The sequence below is a fragment of the Allopusillimonas ginsengisoli genome, assembly GCF_004153455.1.
In the GTDB taxonomy this organism is placed as follows: Bacteria; Pseudomonadota; Gammaproteobacteria; order Burkholderiales; family Burkholderiaceae_B; genus Allopusillimonas; species Allopusillimonas ginsengisoli.
Map to the genome: position 1 here is coordinate 25,558 of NZ_SDQE01000014.1, position 17,812 is coordinate 43,369.

The window sequence follows — 17,812 nt, forward strand, 5'->3', positions numbered from 1 at the left end:
TTGACTCAGTAGCGCAATGCCACGTCCAGCCTCATTGTGCGGCCCGGCCCTGGTGTGGCAATTTTAGCCAGGGGGTCCAGGTAGTAACGGTCAGTCAGGTTGTCCACGGAAAAGCGTGCGCTGGCCTGCCGGCTGAAGTTATATTCGGCAAACAGGTCGAACAACATGACAGGCTCCCAGTAGTACGGGCGAATTTGCAGCAATCCCTTATTCTTGGCCACGATACGTTCGAGCTTTTTGTTTTCGGTCCGGCTGTGATAGCGCATACGCATGCCCAGGTTCAGGCTGCGCGCCATCAGGCGCGCACCCAGATCCAGGTTGATTGAATACTTGGGCTGCAGGCTGTAGAACGTCATGGCGCCGGGGAATCCGCCAGGCATACATTGGGGCCAGCGGTTAAAGGTAGGGTCCAGTTGCACGGCGTAATCGGCGTCGCACATCTCCTGGCGCAGCCGCAGCGTCGCGCCCAGCCCCCCGTAAAAAAGACCCGTGTCCACACGGCTTTGCAGTTCAAGACCACTCATGATCTTGCGGTCGAACTGAAGGGTGTTCATGTGTCCGGTGCGGTCGTAAAAATCCCGGATGGTGTTGTGGTAATAGCTGAGCTTGACGTCGGCCTGTCGTACGCTTTGCAGCAGATCGCGCAAGTTGTAAGTCAGGCCGATCTCCCAGGCCTGGTTGCGTTCGGGCTTCATCGTGATGGGGAATTCGCCGCGTATGCCGTGACGGTTGGAAAACTCCATGATGCTGGGAAAACGCGCCATGCTGCTCAGCCGGCCGTAGACCCGGGCACGGTCGTCCAACTGATAAGACGCCACCAGTTGAGAGGACCAGGCTAGGCTACGCTGCTTGTCCGGGCGCTGCCAGGGATCGGCCGCGCGATGAGAGGCAAAGCTTTCTAAGTTTCGCAATTTGTACTTTGGATGGGTGCCGCCCTGCGCATAGACCGTTTCGGTCGGATTGATCTGACCGTTGTAGAAAGGGTTTTCGCTGCGATCGGCTTTGCCGTTTCTCAGTGTGACGGGATAGGCTATTTCCCAGTAACTAAGGCCGGTAGATAGGTCTCTGTCTAGCTCAAAACTGGTTATGTGATTGGCAATCCGGTATGCCTCCCATTCCTCCATTGCTTGTGCCGGGTCCGCCCACACGCGTTTGCGCATGGCCAACTCCTCGTCCGTCGCGAGGCGGCCATACCCGATGATCTGATGCGTATTAATTCTGGTACGGGCCCAGGATTCATCCCGCTCGGCCCGGCGGCGATCGGTTTCGTCATCGAAGCCCCTATATCCGCCATACCGCGCTCCCGCGCTGACGTGCAGCTTTTTAGTGGCTTGCCAGTCCAGGCCCAAGCTCGCGCCGTACTCTTCTCGCCGACCCGAGGCCGGGCCGAATGCCACCGACGTGAGGCCACCGCCCACCACGGGTGTATCGACGAACACGTAGTCGGTCTTGCGCTCGTATTGCCAGTCGGCCGACACCGTCAACGCGAGATTATTCCTCAGGCGAAAGCGATTGTTCAGATCCATGCCCGTGCGGGTCGAATGGGTATCCTGCTGATTGCCGATGATGACGTCATAAATGCCATCGATATTGGGCTGCCTTGCGGGCGGGTTGTCGAGGTCTATCATCCCGTAGTCAATCCGAATTTTGCAGTACGGGTCGAGGGCGTTGTATTTACACTGAACCCAGTGATCCCAGGATTGATCTCCGTCTTTAACCTGATAGGTGATATCGCCATTCTGATAGCGCGTACTTTCATTGACATTGCGCCATAGCGCCATGTCGAGATCCAACCAGCGCGAGCCTTCGGGCTTGACTTCGTAACCCAGGCGGTAGACGTGCTGGTCCACGCGCGTGACGGGAAATGGATACTGGAAGTTCGTGCGTGCGAAGCTCAAGTTCTCATCGGTATCGACCATATTGATCAGCAGCTCTGAGGCCATGGCAGGCATCTCGCCAAAAGCCAGTCGGTTACGGGTAAAAGCCAGGCTGATTTTCTGGTTATGAGGCAAATACCAATTATTTTTAGCCAGCAGGCTTTCAGCCGACGTGCTGGTGTAGGGCACTTCGTAGCCTGGTGCGTAGACGCGGGCCAGGCTGGGATACAGGTTTTGGGGCACGAAGCTATTGTCAGACAGCATATTCGAGGTGTACTTGTCGGCGCCCTTGGTGCCGGCAAAATAGTTGCCGCGCTGGGCGTCGCTATAAGCCAGCATGACGTCGAACATCTCGTGCTTGTGCGCGCCGCTGACAAAGACCTTGCGGTCGTCCAGATTGAAGCGCCGCACATCGTCGCGCGATCGCATATCCACCTGCGGTACCCAAAAGGCCAGACCAGGATTGTCCCAGGGCGTGGCGGTAAACGCGCCGGGGATATCGCGATAATCCTTTCCTACGAGGGCGAACGGATCGGATGCATCCTTGACGGAGTTGCTGGCAGTGTTGGCCTTGAGCTCAAGGCCCCAGTTGCGACCAGGCGCAACAATATCGTCCGCTTCGATGGTGCGGATCGCCACAGCACCGCCTATCCCGCTCTTGATGCCGCGCGTCATTGATGGGCCCTTTTCCACTTCGATGCTGCGGAACAGATTAGGGTCCACATAGTTCCGATTATTGATACCGCGCAACGCCATCCAGACGTCCAGAGACTGCATGGTGCCATCCACCGTCACCGGAATACGGCCGTTACCAGACAAGCCGCGTATATTGGGAAACAGCGCGGAGCCATTTCGGTTGTCCGCGTTGTATACGCCATTCATGCCGGCAAACACGTCGCCCACCGAAACGCCCTGGTAGCGCTCCATGTATTGACGATCCACGTACAGATTGGAAATGTCCTTGTCGTAGACGTTGTCGTGTCCGACCTCATCCTGCGTGCGCTTGCCACTGACGACCACTTCTTCCAGCCTGCGCACATTCTGAGACCGGCCCGCACTCCGCGCCTCGCTATCAGATGCCTGCCGCGCACGTTCCGTGGCGCTGTCGCCTCGCGCTTCGCGAGGCGGGCTACTCAAATCAGGAGATCGGTTCGCCTGCGCATGAGCGTTTGCCGACCACAGGGCGGCGAGCAGGAGGGGCAGTGCCCTGACGGTGAATCGGTGTTGCATGTGCGTGTCGCTCCCGGCGTTTCCTCTGCGCTGTGATGAGTAGGAGGGAAAACTGCGTGGCCCCAGCGCAAAGGGCTGCGCAATGGAGCGATTATGTGGGTTCAACAATGCAGACAATAATGATAATTATCATTACGGAGGGGCTTGCGGCATGTGGATACTCACGGAATAAAGCTCGCGGGCCATCACTGCCCTGACTGCAATGAACATATCCGTAGCTGCCGTGGGAGAGCGGCCTGATGTTCGCGGCGTTGGTGCGCGCTGCAACGGGTACACCAGCGCTGGGCGCGTGGGCTTCGTGGCTGCTACTGGGATCTACGCTGGCGTGGGCGGGCGTGTTCGCCATCTACCTTTGGAATGCGTGGCCCGCGCGCTGCGAACCACGTACGGATGACCAGGAAGGCTGCGCGGAGCCGCTGGGCAAGCAGTGCAGCCCTTTCTCGGGATCGTCTTCACACTGCTGAAACGGGAGCCACCTAGTGCGGCGAACAACAGCGAAACAGTGCCTTGTCCTCAGCAGATACGGCTTCGCGTTTGGCAGGCTTTGGCACAGGCGGCGGCAGGCGGGCTTGTCGGCATATCGCGTCAACATCAAGCAACACCAGTTCGCGAGCCCGCCCGCCTATCAGGCCGGCACGCCGAAACGCAGCCAGCGTACGCGACAGGTTTTCGGGCGTCATGTTCAACTGCCGGGCCAGCACCGCATGACTGGCAGGCAAAGTGATCCAGGCGCTGCCGCGCTCCCGATATATATCCAGCAAATAAGTGATCAGTCTTTGCGTGGCATTGGTGATGGTCAGCAGATCGATACGATTAATGGCTTGCACCAGATGATTGGAAACAATCTGCAGTAGCGTATAGGCAACTTCCGGGGAATGCCGCGTCATGTCCAATAACAGTTCGCGATCCAGCCGATAGAGTACGGAGTACTCACTGGCTTGTGCGGACAAAGGGTAATGACCACTCTCCGAAAACATCACGGTGGCACCGAGCAGACAGCCCTGTTCCAGCGTTTGCACGATTTTTTCATCGCCGTTGTAACTGGGCAGGTACAACGTGATACCGCCGCGCTCAATCCAATAGAAGTAGTCTGCGGCCTGGCCCGCGTGGAATAAATGCTGCTTGGACGGCAGGCAGATACGCCGCGCGCGTTCGGCCAGCGCCTTAAGGCTGTTGGGGTCAGCATGCTGAAAGGCCGGGAGATTGCTCAAGGCCTTAATCAGAGAAGGAGATTGCATGAAAATATGAGAAGAAGATGGAGCTCTGCTAGACGCAGTCACCGTGACGACGGGCCTGCCATTTAGCTATAACGCACAGGGCGTCTCGATATTTCTCAGCCCCTAGTCAAACAACGCATTCAAGTCTGATGGCGGCGATGAATCCGGCAACGGCTCGCTCCCAAAATCGTCAGACCCGATATCGCTAAAGTTGCCAAACGAAGACGTATCAATTTCAACGCTGTCAACATCCACCACAGTGCGACCTGCCTTGTAATGGGTCACCATGCCGGGGAAGGCCAGGACGGCCACCACCATGATAATTTGCAGCACGATAAAGGGTATCGACCCCCAATAAATCTCGCCGGTTGTCACTTTCTTAATGTTTCGCCCGCTGACTCTATCCTTGTAGTCTTCTTTTGGTGCGACCGAGCGCAAATAGAATAATGCGAAACCAAATGGTGGATGCATGAATGACGTCTGCATATTCACCGCCAGCAGCACGCCCAGCCAGATCAGGTCGATCCCCATCTTGTCCGCAACAGGACCGATCAGCGGCACAACAATGAATGCGAGTTCGAAGAAATCCAGAAAAAACGCCAGGACGAATGTCAGAATACTGATTGCAATTAAAAAACCCATTTCACCGCCTGGCAAGGCGATGAGCAGATCCTCCACCCACAGATCGCCGTTAACGGCGCGGAACGACAGGCTGAAAACAGATGAGCCAATCAATATAAAGACAACAAAACACGTCAGCGTGGCGGTTTTGTCGACAGCTTGTCCCAGCAATGGCCAGCTTAAACGCCGCCGGAAAACCGCCATGATCAGCGCACCTACCGCGCCCATGGCGCCGCCTTCAGTCGGCGTTGCAACGCCGATGAAAATGGTCCCCAGCACCAGGAAGATCAATGCCAGCGGCGGGATCATGACAAACGTCACCCGCTCGGCAATTTGCGACAATAAGCCCAACCGCAGATACTTGTTCAGCAACGCACATACAAAAGCGGTCAAGCCCCAAATCAGCACACTACTGACGATAAGCTCGTCAACGTGCGCAGTTTCCGGCAAGAGCCAATTTGCACCCATCACCGCGGCAACTACCGCTATCGCCATCAGAACAAGTAAAGACGGAACACCGTGGCCGCCGCGGGGTTCGACGAAGGTTCGGTCCTCGGGCGGGATGGCTGGCGCAGCCTTGGGCCGCACTAGCGCAACAGCAGCTACATAAAGAATGTATAAACCGGTGAGTAGCGCGCCCGGGATAAACGCGCCTTTGTACATATCGCCGACCGAACGCCCCAATTGATCAGCAAGAACAATCAGCACGATTGACGGCGGAATAATCTGAGAAAGCGTTCCCGATGCGGCGATAACGCCCGTCGCCAAACGGCGGTCATAGCCGTAGCGCAACATGATGGGTAAAGAAATAAGCCCCATTGAGATGACTGACGCTGAGACCACACCGGTGGTCGCCGCCAGCAGCGCACCCACAAGCACCACAGCAATCGCCAGACCACCACGTAAGGGTCCGAACAATTGCCCCACAGTTTCAAGCAGGTCTTCGGCCATGCCTGAGCGTTCCAGGATCAAGCCCATGAAGGTAAAGAAAGGCACGGCCAGCAAGGTATCGTTTGCCATGACACCGAACACACGCTGCGGAAGCGCCTGGAAAAGCGCCACGGGTATGATGCCCATCTCGATGCCAATCAGACCAAACAGCATGCCATTGGCGGCCAGCGAGAACGCAACGGGCAAGCCTACCAATAGCAACATGACCAGCGTGCAGAACATGATCGGCGCAATATTCGCCAGAAAAATAGCTTCCATGTTCAGAGATTCCTGTGCTGCAGCGCCTGTTCGCGTTCCGCAGCAGCACGGCCGATTTCCTCGGCCAATTGCTGCTCGCTGGATCCGCTATTGGCAGCCTGCGTTGGATCTGCGCATAGGCCCCGCAGATAAGCAATGCACTTGATCAGATGCGAAATCGCGGCGGCGACCAACAGCGCAAAGCCGACCGGGATCAATAGCTTGGCAGGCCATCGGATCAGCCCACCGGAGTTTGAAGACTGCTCGTTATGGACAAACGCGTCCACAAAGACGGGCCACGACAACCACATGATGACCAGCGATGCAGGCAGAATGAACAGCAATATGCCGAATATTTCAACTTTTACACGTGTACGCGGCGAAAAACGCTGAGACAGCACATCGACGCGCACATGCTCGTTCTTGAGTAGTGTGTAGCCCGCCGTTAAGAGAAATACGGCACCAAACAGATACCACTGCAGTTCCAGCCAGGCATTGGAACTCATACTGAACAGCTTACGAATCAAGGCATTGCCGGCACTGACAATGACCGCGACAAGTATTAGCCATGTGACCGCACGCCCAATAACAATATTGACCGCGTCAATCCACCGCGACAAGACAAGCAAAGCTTTCATGATGGAGGAACGTGCAAGAAGCAGGCCCTGCTGCGCTTAACATGCAGCAGGCGCGCCAGACAGCAAGAGCACTTGGGCAGCATCAAGGCCATATCCTGTTCACAAGCCTTGCTTGCGCGTGGCCATCAAATAACTTTCTGCGGCACCGTCGTTGACACTGGCCCACAAAAGCTGATCGTCCCGGAAGGCCCGCCATGAGCTCAATACCTTGCCAAAACTTTCGTTCTTTGCACCGTAGTCTTCCAGCACCTCTTTGGTCGCACGCTGCATCGCATCCATCACTTCGCGTGGCCAGGACTTGAGCTTCACACCTTCACCCACCAGCATCTTGAGTGCGCGAATGTTTTTGGCATCATATTTGGCCAACAGATCGTTAGCGGCAATAGCGCACGCTGCGCGAAGCGCCGCCTGGTAATGAGACGGCAGCTTGGCCCAACTGTCGCGATTCACATTGAACGCCAGGTTCGCGCCCAACTCCATCACACCGGGGCCGTAATAGTATTTTGCCACCTTGGCAAAGCCGAGTTTTTCGTCATCGTAGGGGCCGACCCACTCGACGGCATCCAGGGAGCCTTTTTCCAACGCCGGGTAAATATCGCTGCCAGCGATCTGCTGAGGAATCGCCCCCAGTTTTTCGTACACCATACTCAGCAAGCCTGGCGTACGAATGCGTAAACCGTTAAAGTCTTCCGGCTTGGTGATTTCCTTGCGAAACCAGCCACCCATTTGCGCACCGGTATTACCACACGGTATGACGATGGCGTTGAATTTACTATAGAGCTCGTCCATGAGCTCTTTACCGCCGCCATAGGCAAGCCAGGCTGACTGTTGACGCGGCGTGAGGCCAAACGGCACGCCGGTGTCAAAAACAAGCGCCGGCTCTTTGCCCAGATAATAAAAACCGGCAGTATGTCCGCATTCGGTCGTGCCATTCTGCACGGCGTCCAGAACTTGTAAAGGCGGTACCAGTTCGCCCGCCGAAAAGGGGCGAATCGTAAATTTACCGTCGGTCAGCATGGACACCTGCTCTGCAATGACTTCGGCAGAACCCCAAACCGTGTCCAGTGATCGCGGGAAACTGCTGGGCATACGCCAGCTGATTGTGGGCGCATCTTGCGCGATCGCCGGGGCGGCGATCGTAGCGCCTGCCGTGCCAGCGGCAAAAGCCAAAAATTTGCGACGTTGCATTGAACGCTCCTTTTAGTCCAGACAGTCAGGCGTTTCACGCAGCACACGGCGCGCAAAATAGGCGAATGTCAATTCCAGAATCCGCGGCTTGACCAAGAAATCGTGCGATTCACGCGCACGGTCGGCGGGCACCGGCTTGACAGGGCCAAGCGCACGAGCCTTTAGCTGCAAGGCCGCAACCTGTTCCAGCCAAAGCGCCATCACGGTGGCCTCTTCAATCGATTTCCCAACGGTCAGCAGCCCATGATTGGCCAGCAGGATCGCGCGCTTGTCGCCCAAGGCCTCTGAAATGATCTGGCCTTCGTCGTCGCCAATCGGCAAGCCAGGCCATTCCGGCAAGTAGGCACAATCCTCGAAGAAAGGCGTCGCATCCATGTGCGCCACAACCAACGGCTCGCCAACCATGGACAGCGCCGATGTGGCAGGCGGATGGGTATGCACGATGCACTGAACATCGGGACGATGGCGGTACACCCAGATATGAAAGCGGTTCGCTGGATTCGCCAAAGACGTGCCATCGAGCGGGTTGAGATCCTCATCAATCAATATCAATTCCCGCGCCAGTGCTTCGTCTGCGCCCGTGCCGAACGGCAAGGTCCAGAACGTGCCAGGCTGTTCGCTCCGGGCGGTGAACTGACCGGCAAGCCCGCTGTGCCAGTGTCCTTGGGCCGCCAACATGCGGCACGCCAATGTCATTTTCTGTGCGGCATTCCACTGCGCTGTCGGCGCAGCGCGTTGGTCAATTTCACGATCGACACGCTCTCGCAAAGCGCTTTTTTCTTGAGGGGCGTATGTCTGCATTGCTTTAATTCCTGACAAATATGAAACTTGACACCTAGTGTCTATAGGTCAACAGGTTGTCCAAACAATAACGCATCGAAGGTCAGGACAATATTGGGTTTATCCCTATACCCGACTGCCAATGCACGCGAGCAATGTCAGCGAACATTGCCGCTATGTTGCAAGAGGCGTGGGGCGACGCTGCGACACCCGCGATCGGCTAATCCGTTTTGACCGGGTAACATACAGTTCCGATTGTTGAATTGAAGATGTCATTCATGTTGAAAAGCCCCCCCATCCATATCGGCCTTCCCGATATACGCCAGATAGGGTTCAGGATTCGCTCCGCACGTCGACGGAAAAAACTGACGCAGGCCCACGTAGCAGCCCGCGCCGGCATAGACAAAGCCCATCTGTCGCGTATCGAACGCGGGGAAAAGACCGCATCGCTCGGCACGCTACACATGTTATCCGTTGCACTGGATACCAGCCTCTCGCTTCTGTTGGGCGAAAGCAATCCAAAGGATGAAATTCGCGTTAACCGGGCAGAAGAGCGTCAACCGGCAGCAGATACCAAGGCGTTAGCTAATGAAGGGCATTACAAAACCCTGCTGGCCGGAGGGATGGACAGCCCGCTGTCGATGATGATGGTTCAGGTCAGCAAGCAAGGCCTCAAAGAAACCGCAGTGCATGGCGGCGAAGAAGTAATCTTCGTGCTCGAAGGCCGAGTGCGGGTTCAATTCGACCAGCATGGCGTTGTGCTTGGCAAATACGACAGCGTGAGCTTTCCGGGCTATTTGTCCCACAGCTTATGCGCGGAAGGCACCAAGATCGCTCGCGTGTTGATCGCGATTGCGGGCGACTCGCTGTAGGCAAGTAAATTCCGGGGGCAGCGACCGGGGTTGCTCAACCGAGGAGATTCACTCCCCCTCCCTCCCGCATCATGTTGATCAATGCTCTCAGGCTCACTGGCACATGCCGATTACTGGGAAAGTAAAGATGCAGGCCTGGGATGTACGGGCACCAGTCTTCCAGCACGGCCACCAACCCACCCTCGTCCATGAGTGGGCGGGCATATGCCTCTGGAATATAGGCGATGCCCACGCCGGCCGCCGCAGCCTCAGCCATTAACTGACTGTTGTCCAGCGTTAGCACACCCGGCACATCGAGCGCCAATTCTTGTCCTCGCCTGCAGAATTCCCAGCGATAACGTTTGCCACTGGTAAGGCGTTGCCGAATGCATCGATGTCCGGCAAGCTCATCGGGCGTTTGCGGAGCCTGATGAACCGCCAGGTAGGCCGGCGATGCAACGGCCAAGAAACGCATATCGGGACCGAGCCGTACCGCCACCATATCCTTGGGCACCGCTTCGCCCAGCCTCACGCCCGCATCAAATCCCTGCTCGACGATATCCACCAGTTGCCCTTGCGCGACCAGGTCGAGTTCTACGCCGGGATAGCGCGCCAAAAACTCCGGCACTAGAGTTAAAAGCAAGCGGATGGCCGCCTCGCTGCCATTGATTTTCAACGTGCCCGTCGGTCGCCCATGTGCGCCCGCGACGTCCTCCAGAAGTTGATTCAAATCCCCCAGCAAAGGATCAAGACGGGCAAGAAACTGCTCGCCGGCTTGGGTCAGCGACACGCTGCGCGTTGTTCGGTGCAATAGGCGAGTGCAGAGCCTGTCTTCCAGACCCCGCACGGTATGGCTGAGTGACGAACGTGTTACGCCCAGCAATTCAGCGGCACGTCGGAAACTGCGGTGTTCAGCGACGGCCTTGAACGCGCGCAAATCCTTCAGTGAGGGCGGTTCTATTGGTGATTTCATTTCACCTCTTCATGCAATTTATTGGTTATTCCAATAACAATAGTAATCCCATACCATTCATTCAGTCGTCCATTTCATTCATTCAGTCGTTCATTTCATTCATTCAGTCGTTCATTTTTCTCTCAGGATTTGCAACATGACCAAGACATGGTTTATTACCGGAACCTCAACCGGCCTGGGCCGCCTCCTTACTGAGCGATTGTTGGCGCGCGGCGATCACGTGGTCGCAACGCTTCGCCGGCCCGACATGCTGAAAGCGTTGGCGGCACAGTATGGCGATCAACTTCATGCGCTCACGCTGGACGTCACTGACACGCAAGCCACGAAAGCCGTGGTTGCGGATGCTTTCCAACGTGTCGGACATATCGACGTAGTGGTCAGCAATGCGGGATATGCACTCTTCGGCGCAGCTGAAGAAGCGAGCGACGCGCAGATCGAGCGGCAGATCGCGACGAATTTGGTCGGTTCCATTCAACTCATTCGGGCGGTCTTGCCTCACTTGCGCGCGCAAAAAGGTGGTCGCATCGTTCAGGTCTCCTCGGAGGGCGGACAGATCGCTTATCCGAACTTCAGCCTCTACCACGCCACCAAATGGGGCATCGAAGGCTTTGTCGAATCAGTGGCTCAGGAGGTTGCGCCGTTCGGCATAGACTTTCTGATTGTCGAGCCTGGCCCGACCGGTACCAACTTCGTTGAAGGACTGGATCGCGCGCAGCCTATGGCCTGTTATGACGATACCCCGGCGGGAGAAGTACGGCGCGCTATCGCATCAGGTGCCTTTGCCATCCGGGGCGATGCCGCCAGAACAGTCGATGCCATGATTGCGGCAGCCGATGCGGCGCACCCGCCCTTGCGTCTAGCCCTGGGCAGCACGGCGTACGCGTCGATCAGCGAGGCACTGACGAATCGGAGAAACCTGCTGGAGGCGCAGAAAAAGGTGGCGTTCTCCGCCGATCGGCACGACTGAGCCGAGCAGGCTGCGATCACACTGCTTGCGTCGGGCCGGCCTTTCCCGACTGATCACTTTCAACCCAACGGGCTTTCATGCGACCGTAATCGCTGCAAGCCAGTCATCATGCGCGGGGCTGCCCCAGCGTTTTCTCGACCATCTCCTCGGCCTGCGCATGGAGTGCCCAGAAGTTGGGAACGGCCTCACCCTTGATACGCCTCTCCAGCGCAGCAAGATGCGAATGCCAGCCACCACCGAAATTGACAGCATCGTCGCGGCCGCGCAAACCTGTGTGCGTCAACACAAACCGGGTTTTGTCGCCTTCGGCGGTCAATGCAAACGTGACCTCACCGCCATCGCCGCCATCCCAGGTGATTGCAAGCAAATGCGGCGGCTCGTACCGTGTGATGTTTTCCGCCCAGCTGTGACCGAGATAGGGACGGTATTTTTCCGGTGTGTCCACATCGTCGTCTGACAAATTGTCGTGGTCCATCGTCAGGCCGAAACGCCCGCCAACTTTCAGCTCGGAGGGTCCAGCCATGAACCACCGCGCACGCAGCTCGGGATCAACCAGATATCGCCAGACCTTTTCCAAAGGAGCGTCCAGCAAGCGCTCGAAGCGCAAAGCGTCAGGGGTAATGGAGTCTGTCATCTAGGCACTCCCTTCATTCGCAAGATTCAATTGCAGACCCAGCGCAGCCTGCGCGCCGCCGTCCTGAAACATGAAAAATGGCCTGGCTATCGTCATCAGATACCTTGATATGCGTTGCCGCCTGAGCTTGGCGTGGCGATTATTCGGGGTCTTGCTTCAATGCAACTTCCAGCGCATCGAGGCGATCAGTCCAGAATCGCTCCCATTGCCTGAGCCAATCGCTGGCGTCCTTCAATTGGCTGGGATTGAGCCTGCACAACTGCTGCCGCCCTACCTTGCGCCGCTCAATCAGGCCCGCGCGTGCGAGCACGGCAACGTGTTTGGCGGCCCCCGCAAAGCTCATCCGATAAGGCGCGGCGAGTTCACCGATCGACTTTTCGCCCAGCATCAGATCCGCCAGCATCGCGCGCCGGGTCGGATCAGCAAGCGCCGTGAACGTCGTATCGAGTCGTTTTTCAACCATAGGGTTTAGTATCTGACGTAATGGCGCCATTGTCAACCAAATGGTTTAACTTATTCAGTCCTGCTATTTCTGGGAAAGGTCAACGACTGCCAGACTCATCGATCCCGGTGTAGCCAAGCCTGGAACGCGGCCCATCGCGCCGTTACCGGCTTTCCCTGAGCGATGACGCACAGTACACAAGAATGAGAGCGATGCATCCATCCGGAGGCTCTTTATCGAATGGTTCAACCGCGCTTAACGTACGGAGGTGCTCGACGCCCATCTGATTGCCAACCTCGAGCAGGTCGATAAGAGAAGAGATCGATCGTGCCTCAACGAGGCACGCCATGGATTACAGCGCTGCCGTAAGCGACGTCGCCGTAGGCGAAAAACCGCTCGTGAGCGATGCGTGCCCCATCCACGCCCAGCGCCGCGAGCGCCTTCGACACGGAATCCACCATTGCCGCCGGGCCTGCCACGTAGTAATCAGCGTCCAGCGCGCCGTCAAGCAGAACACCCAGAAGATTTTGACCAAACCGCCCCCGGAGCCCCCGCCAGGCCGACGCCGTCACCGTCGCCGAAGTCATTGTCACATGCAAACGCATCTGCGGATTTCTCGAAGCGCAATCCTCGAGTTCGGTCAAAAGCGCCGCACTTTCCGGGTCACGGCAAGAATACAGCAACAAGCAGTCACGCGGGTCATGCGTGTGAGCCAAATGTTTGGCAATGGAGAAACACGGTGCAATCCCGATTCCTCCCGCGATCAACACAATAGGCCTTGCATCGCCTCTCGGTGGAGAAAAATAGCCGAAGGGACCAGTGAAATGGAGCGTCGCACCTTCCTTCAGGCCAATAAGCTTCTGTTTGAAAGCGGAGTGCTCCCGGACGCGCGTGGCGATGCTCAGCGCCGGCTCGTGCGGCGCGCCCGCCAAAGAAAAGATATGGCGCAACGGGGGCGATGACGCATGATCCGTTGGCAAGAGCAGACTGATAGTCTGACCCGGCATGAATGAGAATGCATCAGGCCGTTCGAAATGCACTCGAACGGCGTCCAGCGCCAGCCACTCCACCTCCAATAATCGGCTAGTCCAGTCCAGCATGGTTCGACACTCAATAATGCAGGAGCACTTAATACATTCAAGGCCGCCCGCCAGCCGTCATTATTCGGACAACCATCCGGGCGACGCTGCGCGGCAACAGAACTCAGCCCGGCTCGAAGGTCTTAGGCTTATGCTGGGTACGGATCTGCTTTTTGTTTTCCACACCATAGCCGGCGCTGTTCTTGAAGATATTTGGCTTCCGGTAGATTGCCAATATGGTGCAACCCTCTTCACTATGGGTTTCGTGAAGCGAGCCAGGAATGCGATAGACATATTCTCCAGCGCGGCAAATACCGTCGTGATCCGAGAAGGAGCCCGAAATCACATAGCTTTGTTCTATTTCCGGATGCTTATGGAATGGCAATGTCGTTCCGGGCGCCCAACGCAGCAGGCACGTCAATTCGCCCGCCTCCTTGTTTTCATACAAGACCTTGATTTCAATACCCTCGAACTGAGACTGCTTCCATTCCATGTCCTGCGGCTTGACATACACCGATCCGTTTTTCGTGGGCTCCAGATTTCCCACCAATCTTTCTGAAAAATGATTTTCCACTTCGGGCATCATCAACTCCTTTAGATTATTTTGCAGCAACTATTCAAACCGTTAGAACGACCCGTCCAAGGATGGCCATCTATATTCCACTATACCGGCTGCATTGCCCAATAGACAATATAAATTCATTAAAGGTTTTCCCTAGGACGTCAGGAACCCACAGGCTGGGCGGTCGCCGGCCGCACCACAGGCAGGCGCGCCAGATTCGCCGCGCGAGCGGCGTCGTACTCCATGATGTGCGCGATTTGAGCGGCGGCTTCCTCGCCATACCGACTCGCAAGAAGATAGAACGTGGCATCGATGCACAGACTCACGCCCCCGCCTGTGATGACGCGCCCGTTATCCACCAACAGGGCACCCGATTCGACGGTTACTCCCGCGCACCGGCCCAAGTCGTCGATTGGTGGCGATTCGGGCGGCACCACGCGGGATTTAGTAGTTGCGCTCAGGCCATCGAGAACACCCGACGCGGCTAGAATCAACGACCCCGTGCAAATCGACATCAAGGTCGCATCCAGGGCGGCCCAATGTCTAATGAACGCCAAAATAGCGTCGTTGCGCGCCGCCTCGCGCCATCCTCCGCCCCCCGGCACCAGGAGAACGTCCACCTTCTCGACTTCACCGAACGTCCGCGATGGCAACACCGTGAGGCCATTGGTCAGCTCCACCGGTGATCGGTCGGGGGCCACCAGTTCATATTCAAGTTCCGGTACGACGCGCCGCCCCATTGAAAACACCCCCAGGGGCGCCAGATCGATCGGCTCGATGCCGGGATATAACAAGTACGTTAATCGCATTTCTCCTCCGTTTTTCTGAAAACCTGCCATATCCGTACAAACCCTTTGTTGCACAGTAGACAACTCAATACTACAATTTCTTTGTCTGTGGATCAACTTTCATCAAGTTCCCCCTAATAAAAAAAACGAAATTCTCTAACCAAACAGGAGAGATAAATGGCTAACACAAAAGTAGGCCAGGTGGATGGAAAGCCTGTTTCTATACGAACCGTCGCAATGGCGAGCGCCATTGGCACGACTATAGAGTGGTACGATTTTCTGATCTACGCGACCGCCGCATCCATTGTTTTCAACACACTATTCTTCCCTTCCGGGGACCCCTTGATAAGCAAGCTCCTATCCATCAGCACCATCGGGGTGGGTTTCTTCGCAAGGCCGCTGGGGGCGGTTATCCTGAGCCACTACGGAGATCGTGTTGGTCGCAAGTCCCTGCTCATCATCACACTGGTATCTATGGGTGCAGCCACCACCGTCATTGGCCTGCTCCCCACATACGCAACCATAGGAATCGCCGCACCGATCCTGCTGGTGATCTGCCGCCTGTTCCAAGGGCTCGCAGTTGGCGGTGAATGGGGCGGCGCTGTGCTGATGGCCATCGAGCACTCTCCCGAAGAACACCGGGGCCTGTATGGCAGCATCGTGCAGGTCGGCTTTCCACTGGGCATGGCCCTAGGCACCCTGTCCTTTTTCGGGCTGGCCTTTCTTGACGAAGAAGCCTTTATGTCGTGGGGTTGGAGAATTCCGTTCCTGGCCAGCGCAGCCCTGGTTATGGTGGGTACCTTCATCCGCTTGCATATCGAGGAAACCCCTGATTTCGAGCAAACCCGCAAGCAAGGGAACGTCGAACGCTTCCCCGTCTGGAAGGCGATCACGAAGCACCCCAAAAGCCTGCTCATCGGACTGGGCGCCCGCATTACCGAAATATCCTGGATCTATGTACTGACGATTTTCGGTCTCAGCTATGCTGTCACGACACTCGGCTTGTCCCGCACGTTGATCCTGGGCGCCATCGCAATCGGCTGCGTCGCCGAATTGATCACCATCCCCCTGTTTGGCGCACTGTCTGATCGCATCGGCAGGCGGCCGGTGTATATGATGGGCTGTATCGCCGCCATCGTGCTGGCTTTCCCGATCTTTTGGGGCATCCAAACCAAAGACCCAACCATTGTGATTATTTCCTTTGTGGTGGGAATGGCAATCGGCCACGGTGTCATGTATGGCGTCCAAGCCAGCTTCCTGAGCGAAATGTTCCCGGCGAATGTGCGATATAGCGGCTCGTCCCTGGGCTACCAACTCGCGGCACCGCTGGGGGGCGGCATTGTACCGGTGCTTGCGACCGCGGCCGTGGGCGTCACCCACGGGGCAACCTGGCCCGTCTCGTTGCTCATGATCGGAATTGCCTTGTTAACCATCCTGGCGGTGTATTGGAGCAAGGAAACCGCCCCGGTGGCGCTCAAGAAAAAAGCATCGGCTGGCGGGGCCCTGCCGCACGCCATCAAACCGAGCCTCTAAAAGAGGAAATAAAAAACGCGGGCCGCAAGGGCCCGCATTTTTTTATGCCAGATTTTCATCAAAGCCCGCTGGCGAAAACATGACGACCAATGCAGTGGCCTGCCCGGACAAGCTGCGGCCCCGATGGGGTATTTGGGAATCAAAATGAATGGTATCGCCGGCCTTCAATACATATTTCTGGCTGCCTACTTGCCATTCTATTTTCCCGCTCAACACATATAATAATTCCTCGCCGTCGTGTTGAAAGAACACGTATTTATCGATCTGTTCAGGGAACGAAAACAAAAACGGCTGCAAGGCGTGATTTGGCTTGGCTTTGCTCAGGGCAAAATAATCGTAGCCGAATGTCGTGCCCCCCATTACCGTCGGGCGCTGCTCGTCGTGCCGCACCACGCTGACACCGCGCCAGGTTCCGGGTGTCGACACGGAATATCCGATCAGTGAGCCAGCCTCGATATCCAAGGCATTGGCAAGGCGCGATAACGTCGCCAAGGGCGGCACCTTTTTGCCATTCTCGATCCGGGATAAATAGCCTTTATCCAGATCTACCCGAGCGGCCAGCTCGGTTAGCGTCAAACCCGCCGCTTTCCGATGGCTACGCAGTTTAGCGCCTAAATTACGCAAATGAAGGTGCTCCTCGGGATTGTCTTCTTGGTCAGATTGAGTGTTAGGAGCGAAGACCATTGCCATCAACTAATAAGGTGTTTTTGCATTAATCCGTATTTTACCAATTATTAGCGCGACTCTTTGGAAGCCAATATGCATTCCCGCTCAGTCCGGCGCAGCATCCGCATCCCCAGTATTGATACACGATACCGCATGCGCCTATCGATGTAAAAGCAATCATCCGGAACCAGCTCCACCGGTTGATAGAACTCGGTATGCAGCGCGCCAGCCCACCTTATTGATGGATCAAAAAATGCACATTTTGGAATGGCTGTAGGTGGATTCCCCTGGATGTCAGTGGACATCCCTCAGAAGGGAATTTGTCTTTTAGATCAAAAAATTAATCACTCGGTGGATGGCCATGGTTTTCCCTGGCCGTCCTTGGAATGAGCGGGTGAGGGGAACAGAATTTAGCATCCAACTCATTGATTTATAAAGGACTAACCCCATTCGAAAAACGAGGATGTGCCGCATTTTGTACCAGTTCTACGCACACTGGCAAGCTGCTGCTCCAACAGACGCCATGCGGCTTCCGGTCCATGGATCCCGACCATTGCTCCTTTCGTCCACAGGCACCT

At 56.4% G+C, this 17,812-nt stretch carries 17 protein-coding genes; 4 read left to right on the forward strand and 13 right to left on the reverse strand.

Annotation, left to right across the window (positions count from 1 at the left end):
* Positions 1 to 5: 5 nt before the first annotated feature.
* A complete protein-coding gene (locus tag ERE07_RS18735; RefSeq protein WP_130010577.1) occupies positions 6 to 3,107 on the reverse strand; it encodes a TonB-dependent receptor domain-containing protein in 3,102 nt (1,033 codons plus the stop codon).
* A gap of 239 nt (positions 3,108 to 3,346) precedes the next feature.
* On the opposite strand from ERE07_RS18735, the gene ERE07_RS18740 reads away from it, so the two are divergent.
* Positions 3,347 to 3,571: a hypothetical protein gene (locus ERE07_RS18740; protein WP_130010578.1), complete on the forward strand. Its 225-nt coding sequence runs from the start codon at positions 3,347 to 3,349 to the stop codon at positions 3,569 to 3,571.
* A 12-nt stretch (positions 3,572 to 3,583) separates the two neighbouring features.
* On the opposite strand, the gene ERE07_RS18745 is transcribed toward ERE07_RS18740, so the two are convergent.
* From ERE07_RS18745 to ERE07_RS18765, 5 genes are all read right to left on the reverse strand, one after another.
* Positions 3,584 to 4,345: a Crp/Fnr family transcriptional regulator gene (locus ERE07_RS18745; protein WP_130010579.1), complete on the reverse strand. Its 762-nt coding sequence runs from the start codon at positions 4,343 to 4,345 to the stop codon at positions 3,584 to 3,586.
* Positions 4,346 to 4,447: 102 nt separating this feature from the next.
* The gene (locus tag ERE07_RS18750; RefSeq protein WP_130010580.1) at positions 4,448 to 6,154 is read right to left on the reverse strand and encodes a TRAP transporter large permease; all 1,707 of its coding nucleotides are present in this window, start codon (positions 6,152 to 6,154) and stop codon (positions 4,448 to 4,450) included.
* Positions 6,155 to 6,156: 2 nt separating this feature from the next.
* Complete coding sequence (locus ERE07_RS18755) at positions 6,157 to 6,771, reverse strand: TRAP transporter small permease subunit (protein WP_130010581.1); 615 nt, start codon at positions 6,769 to 6,771, stop codon at positions 6,157 to 6,159.
* 99 nt (positions 6,772 to 6,870) lie between these two features.
* Entirely contained in the window at positions 6,871 to 7,959 is a 1,089-nt protein-coding gene (locus ERE07_RS18760; RefSeq protein ID WP_130010582.1) for a TRAP transporter substrate-binding protein, read from the reverse strand.
* 12 nt (positions 7,960 to 7,971) lie between these two features.
* Entirely contained in the window at positions 7,972 to 8,760 is a 789-nt protein-coding gene (locus ERE07_RS18765) for an aldolase (protein WP_130010583.1), read from the reverse strand.
* Between the two features lie 257 nt (positions 8,761 to 9,017).
* Between ERE07_RS18765 and ERE07_RS18770 the strand changes: the two genes are divergently transcribed.
* Complete coding sequence (locus tag ERE07_RS18770) at positions 9,018 to 9,611, forward strand: helix-turn-helix domain-containing protein (protein WP_245153782.1); 594 nt, start codon at positions 9,018 to 9,020, stop codon at positions 9,609 to 9,611.
* Positions 9,612 to 9,645: 34 nt separating this feature from the next.
* Here the strand turns inward: ERE07_RS18770 and ERE07_RS18775 are convergent, their stop codons facing one another.
* A complete protein-coding gene (locus ERE07_RS18775; RefSeq protein ID WP_130010585.1) occupies positions 9,646 to 10,563 on the reverse strand; it encodes a LysR family transcriptional regulator in 918 nt (305 codons plus the stop codon).
* A gap of 136 nt (positions 10,564 to 10,699) precedes the next feature.
* On the opposite strand from ERE07_RS18775, the gene ERE07_RS18780 reads away from it, so the two are divergent.
* Positions 10,700 to 11,530 carry an SDR family oxidoreductase gene (locus ERE07_RS18780; protein WP_130010586.1) on the forward strand — a complete coding sequence of 277 codons (831 nt, stop codon included), beginning with the start codon at positions 10,700 to 10,702 and terminating at the stop codon, positions 11,528 to 11,530.
* A gap of 106 nt (positions 11,531 to 11,636) precedes the next feature.
* Here the strand turns inward: ERE07_RS18780 and ERE07_RS18785 are convergent, their stop codons facing one another.
* From ERE07_RS18785 to ERE07_RS18805, 5 genes are all read right to left on the reverse strand, one after another.
* Positions 11,637 to 12,164 (reverse strand): SRPBCC family protein, encoded by a 528-nt coding sequence (locus tag ERE07_RS18785; RefSeq protein ID WP_130010587.1) that lies wholly within the window; start codon positions 12,162 to 12,164, stop codon positions 11,637 to 11,639.
* A 139-nt stretch (positions 12,165 to 12,303) separates the two neighbouring features.
* Positions 12,304 to 12,627 (reverse strand): ArsR/SmtB family transcription factor, encoded by a 324-nt coding sequence (locus ERE07_RS18790; protein ID WP_130010588.1) that lies wholly within the window; start codon positions 12,625 to 12,627, stop codon positions 12,304 to 12,306.
* Between the two features lie 311 nt (positions 12,628 to 12,938).
* Complete coding sequence (locus ERE07_RS18795) at positions 12,939 to 13,706, reverse strand: ferredoxin--NADP reductase (protein WP_130010589.1); 768 nt, start codon at positions 13,704 to 13,706, stop codon at positions 12,939 to 12,941.
* Positions 13,707 to 13,809: 103 nt separating this feature from the next.
* Positions 13,810 to 14,271: a cupin domain-containing protein gene (locus ERE07_RS18800; protein WP_245153783.1), complete on the reverse strand. Its 462-nt coding sequence runs from the start codon at positions 14,269 to 14,271 to the stop codon at positions 13,810 to 13,812.
* Positions 14,272 to 14,408: 137 nt separating this feature from the next.
* The gene (locus ERE07_RS18805) at positions 14,409 to 15,056 is read right to left on the reverse strand and encodes a DJ-1/PfpI family protein (protein WP_167670993.1); all 648 of its coding nucleotides are present in this window, start codon (positions 15,054 to 15,056) and stop codon (positions 14,409 to 14,411) included.
* Positions 15,057 to 15,212: 156 nt separating this feature from the next.
* On the opposite strand from ERE07_RS18805, the gene ERE07_RS18810 reads away from it, so the two are divergent.
* Positions 15,213 to 16,568, forward strand: coding sequence for an MFS transporter (locus ERE07_RS18810; RefSeq protein ID WP_130010591.1), 1,356 nt, complete (start codon positions 15,213 to 15,215; stop codon positions 16,566 to 16,568).
* 42 nt (positions 16,569 to 16,610) lie between these two features.
* Here ERE07_RS18810 and ERE07_RS18815 read toward each other — a convergent pair whose 3' ends face one another.
* Positions 16,611 to 17,258 carry a helix-turn-helix domain-containing protein gene (locus ERE07_RS18815; RefSeq protein WP_130010592.1) on the reverse strand — a complete coding sequence of 216 codons (648 nt, stop codon included), beginning with the start codon at positions 17,256 to 17,258 and terminating at the stop codon, positions 16,611 to 16,613.
* Positions 17,259 to 17,812: the final 554 nt, after the last annotated feature.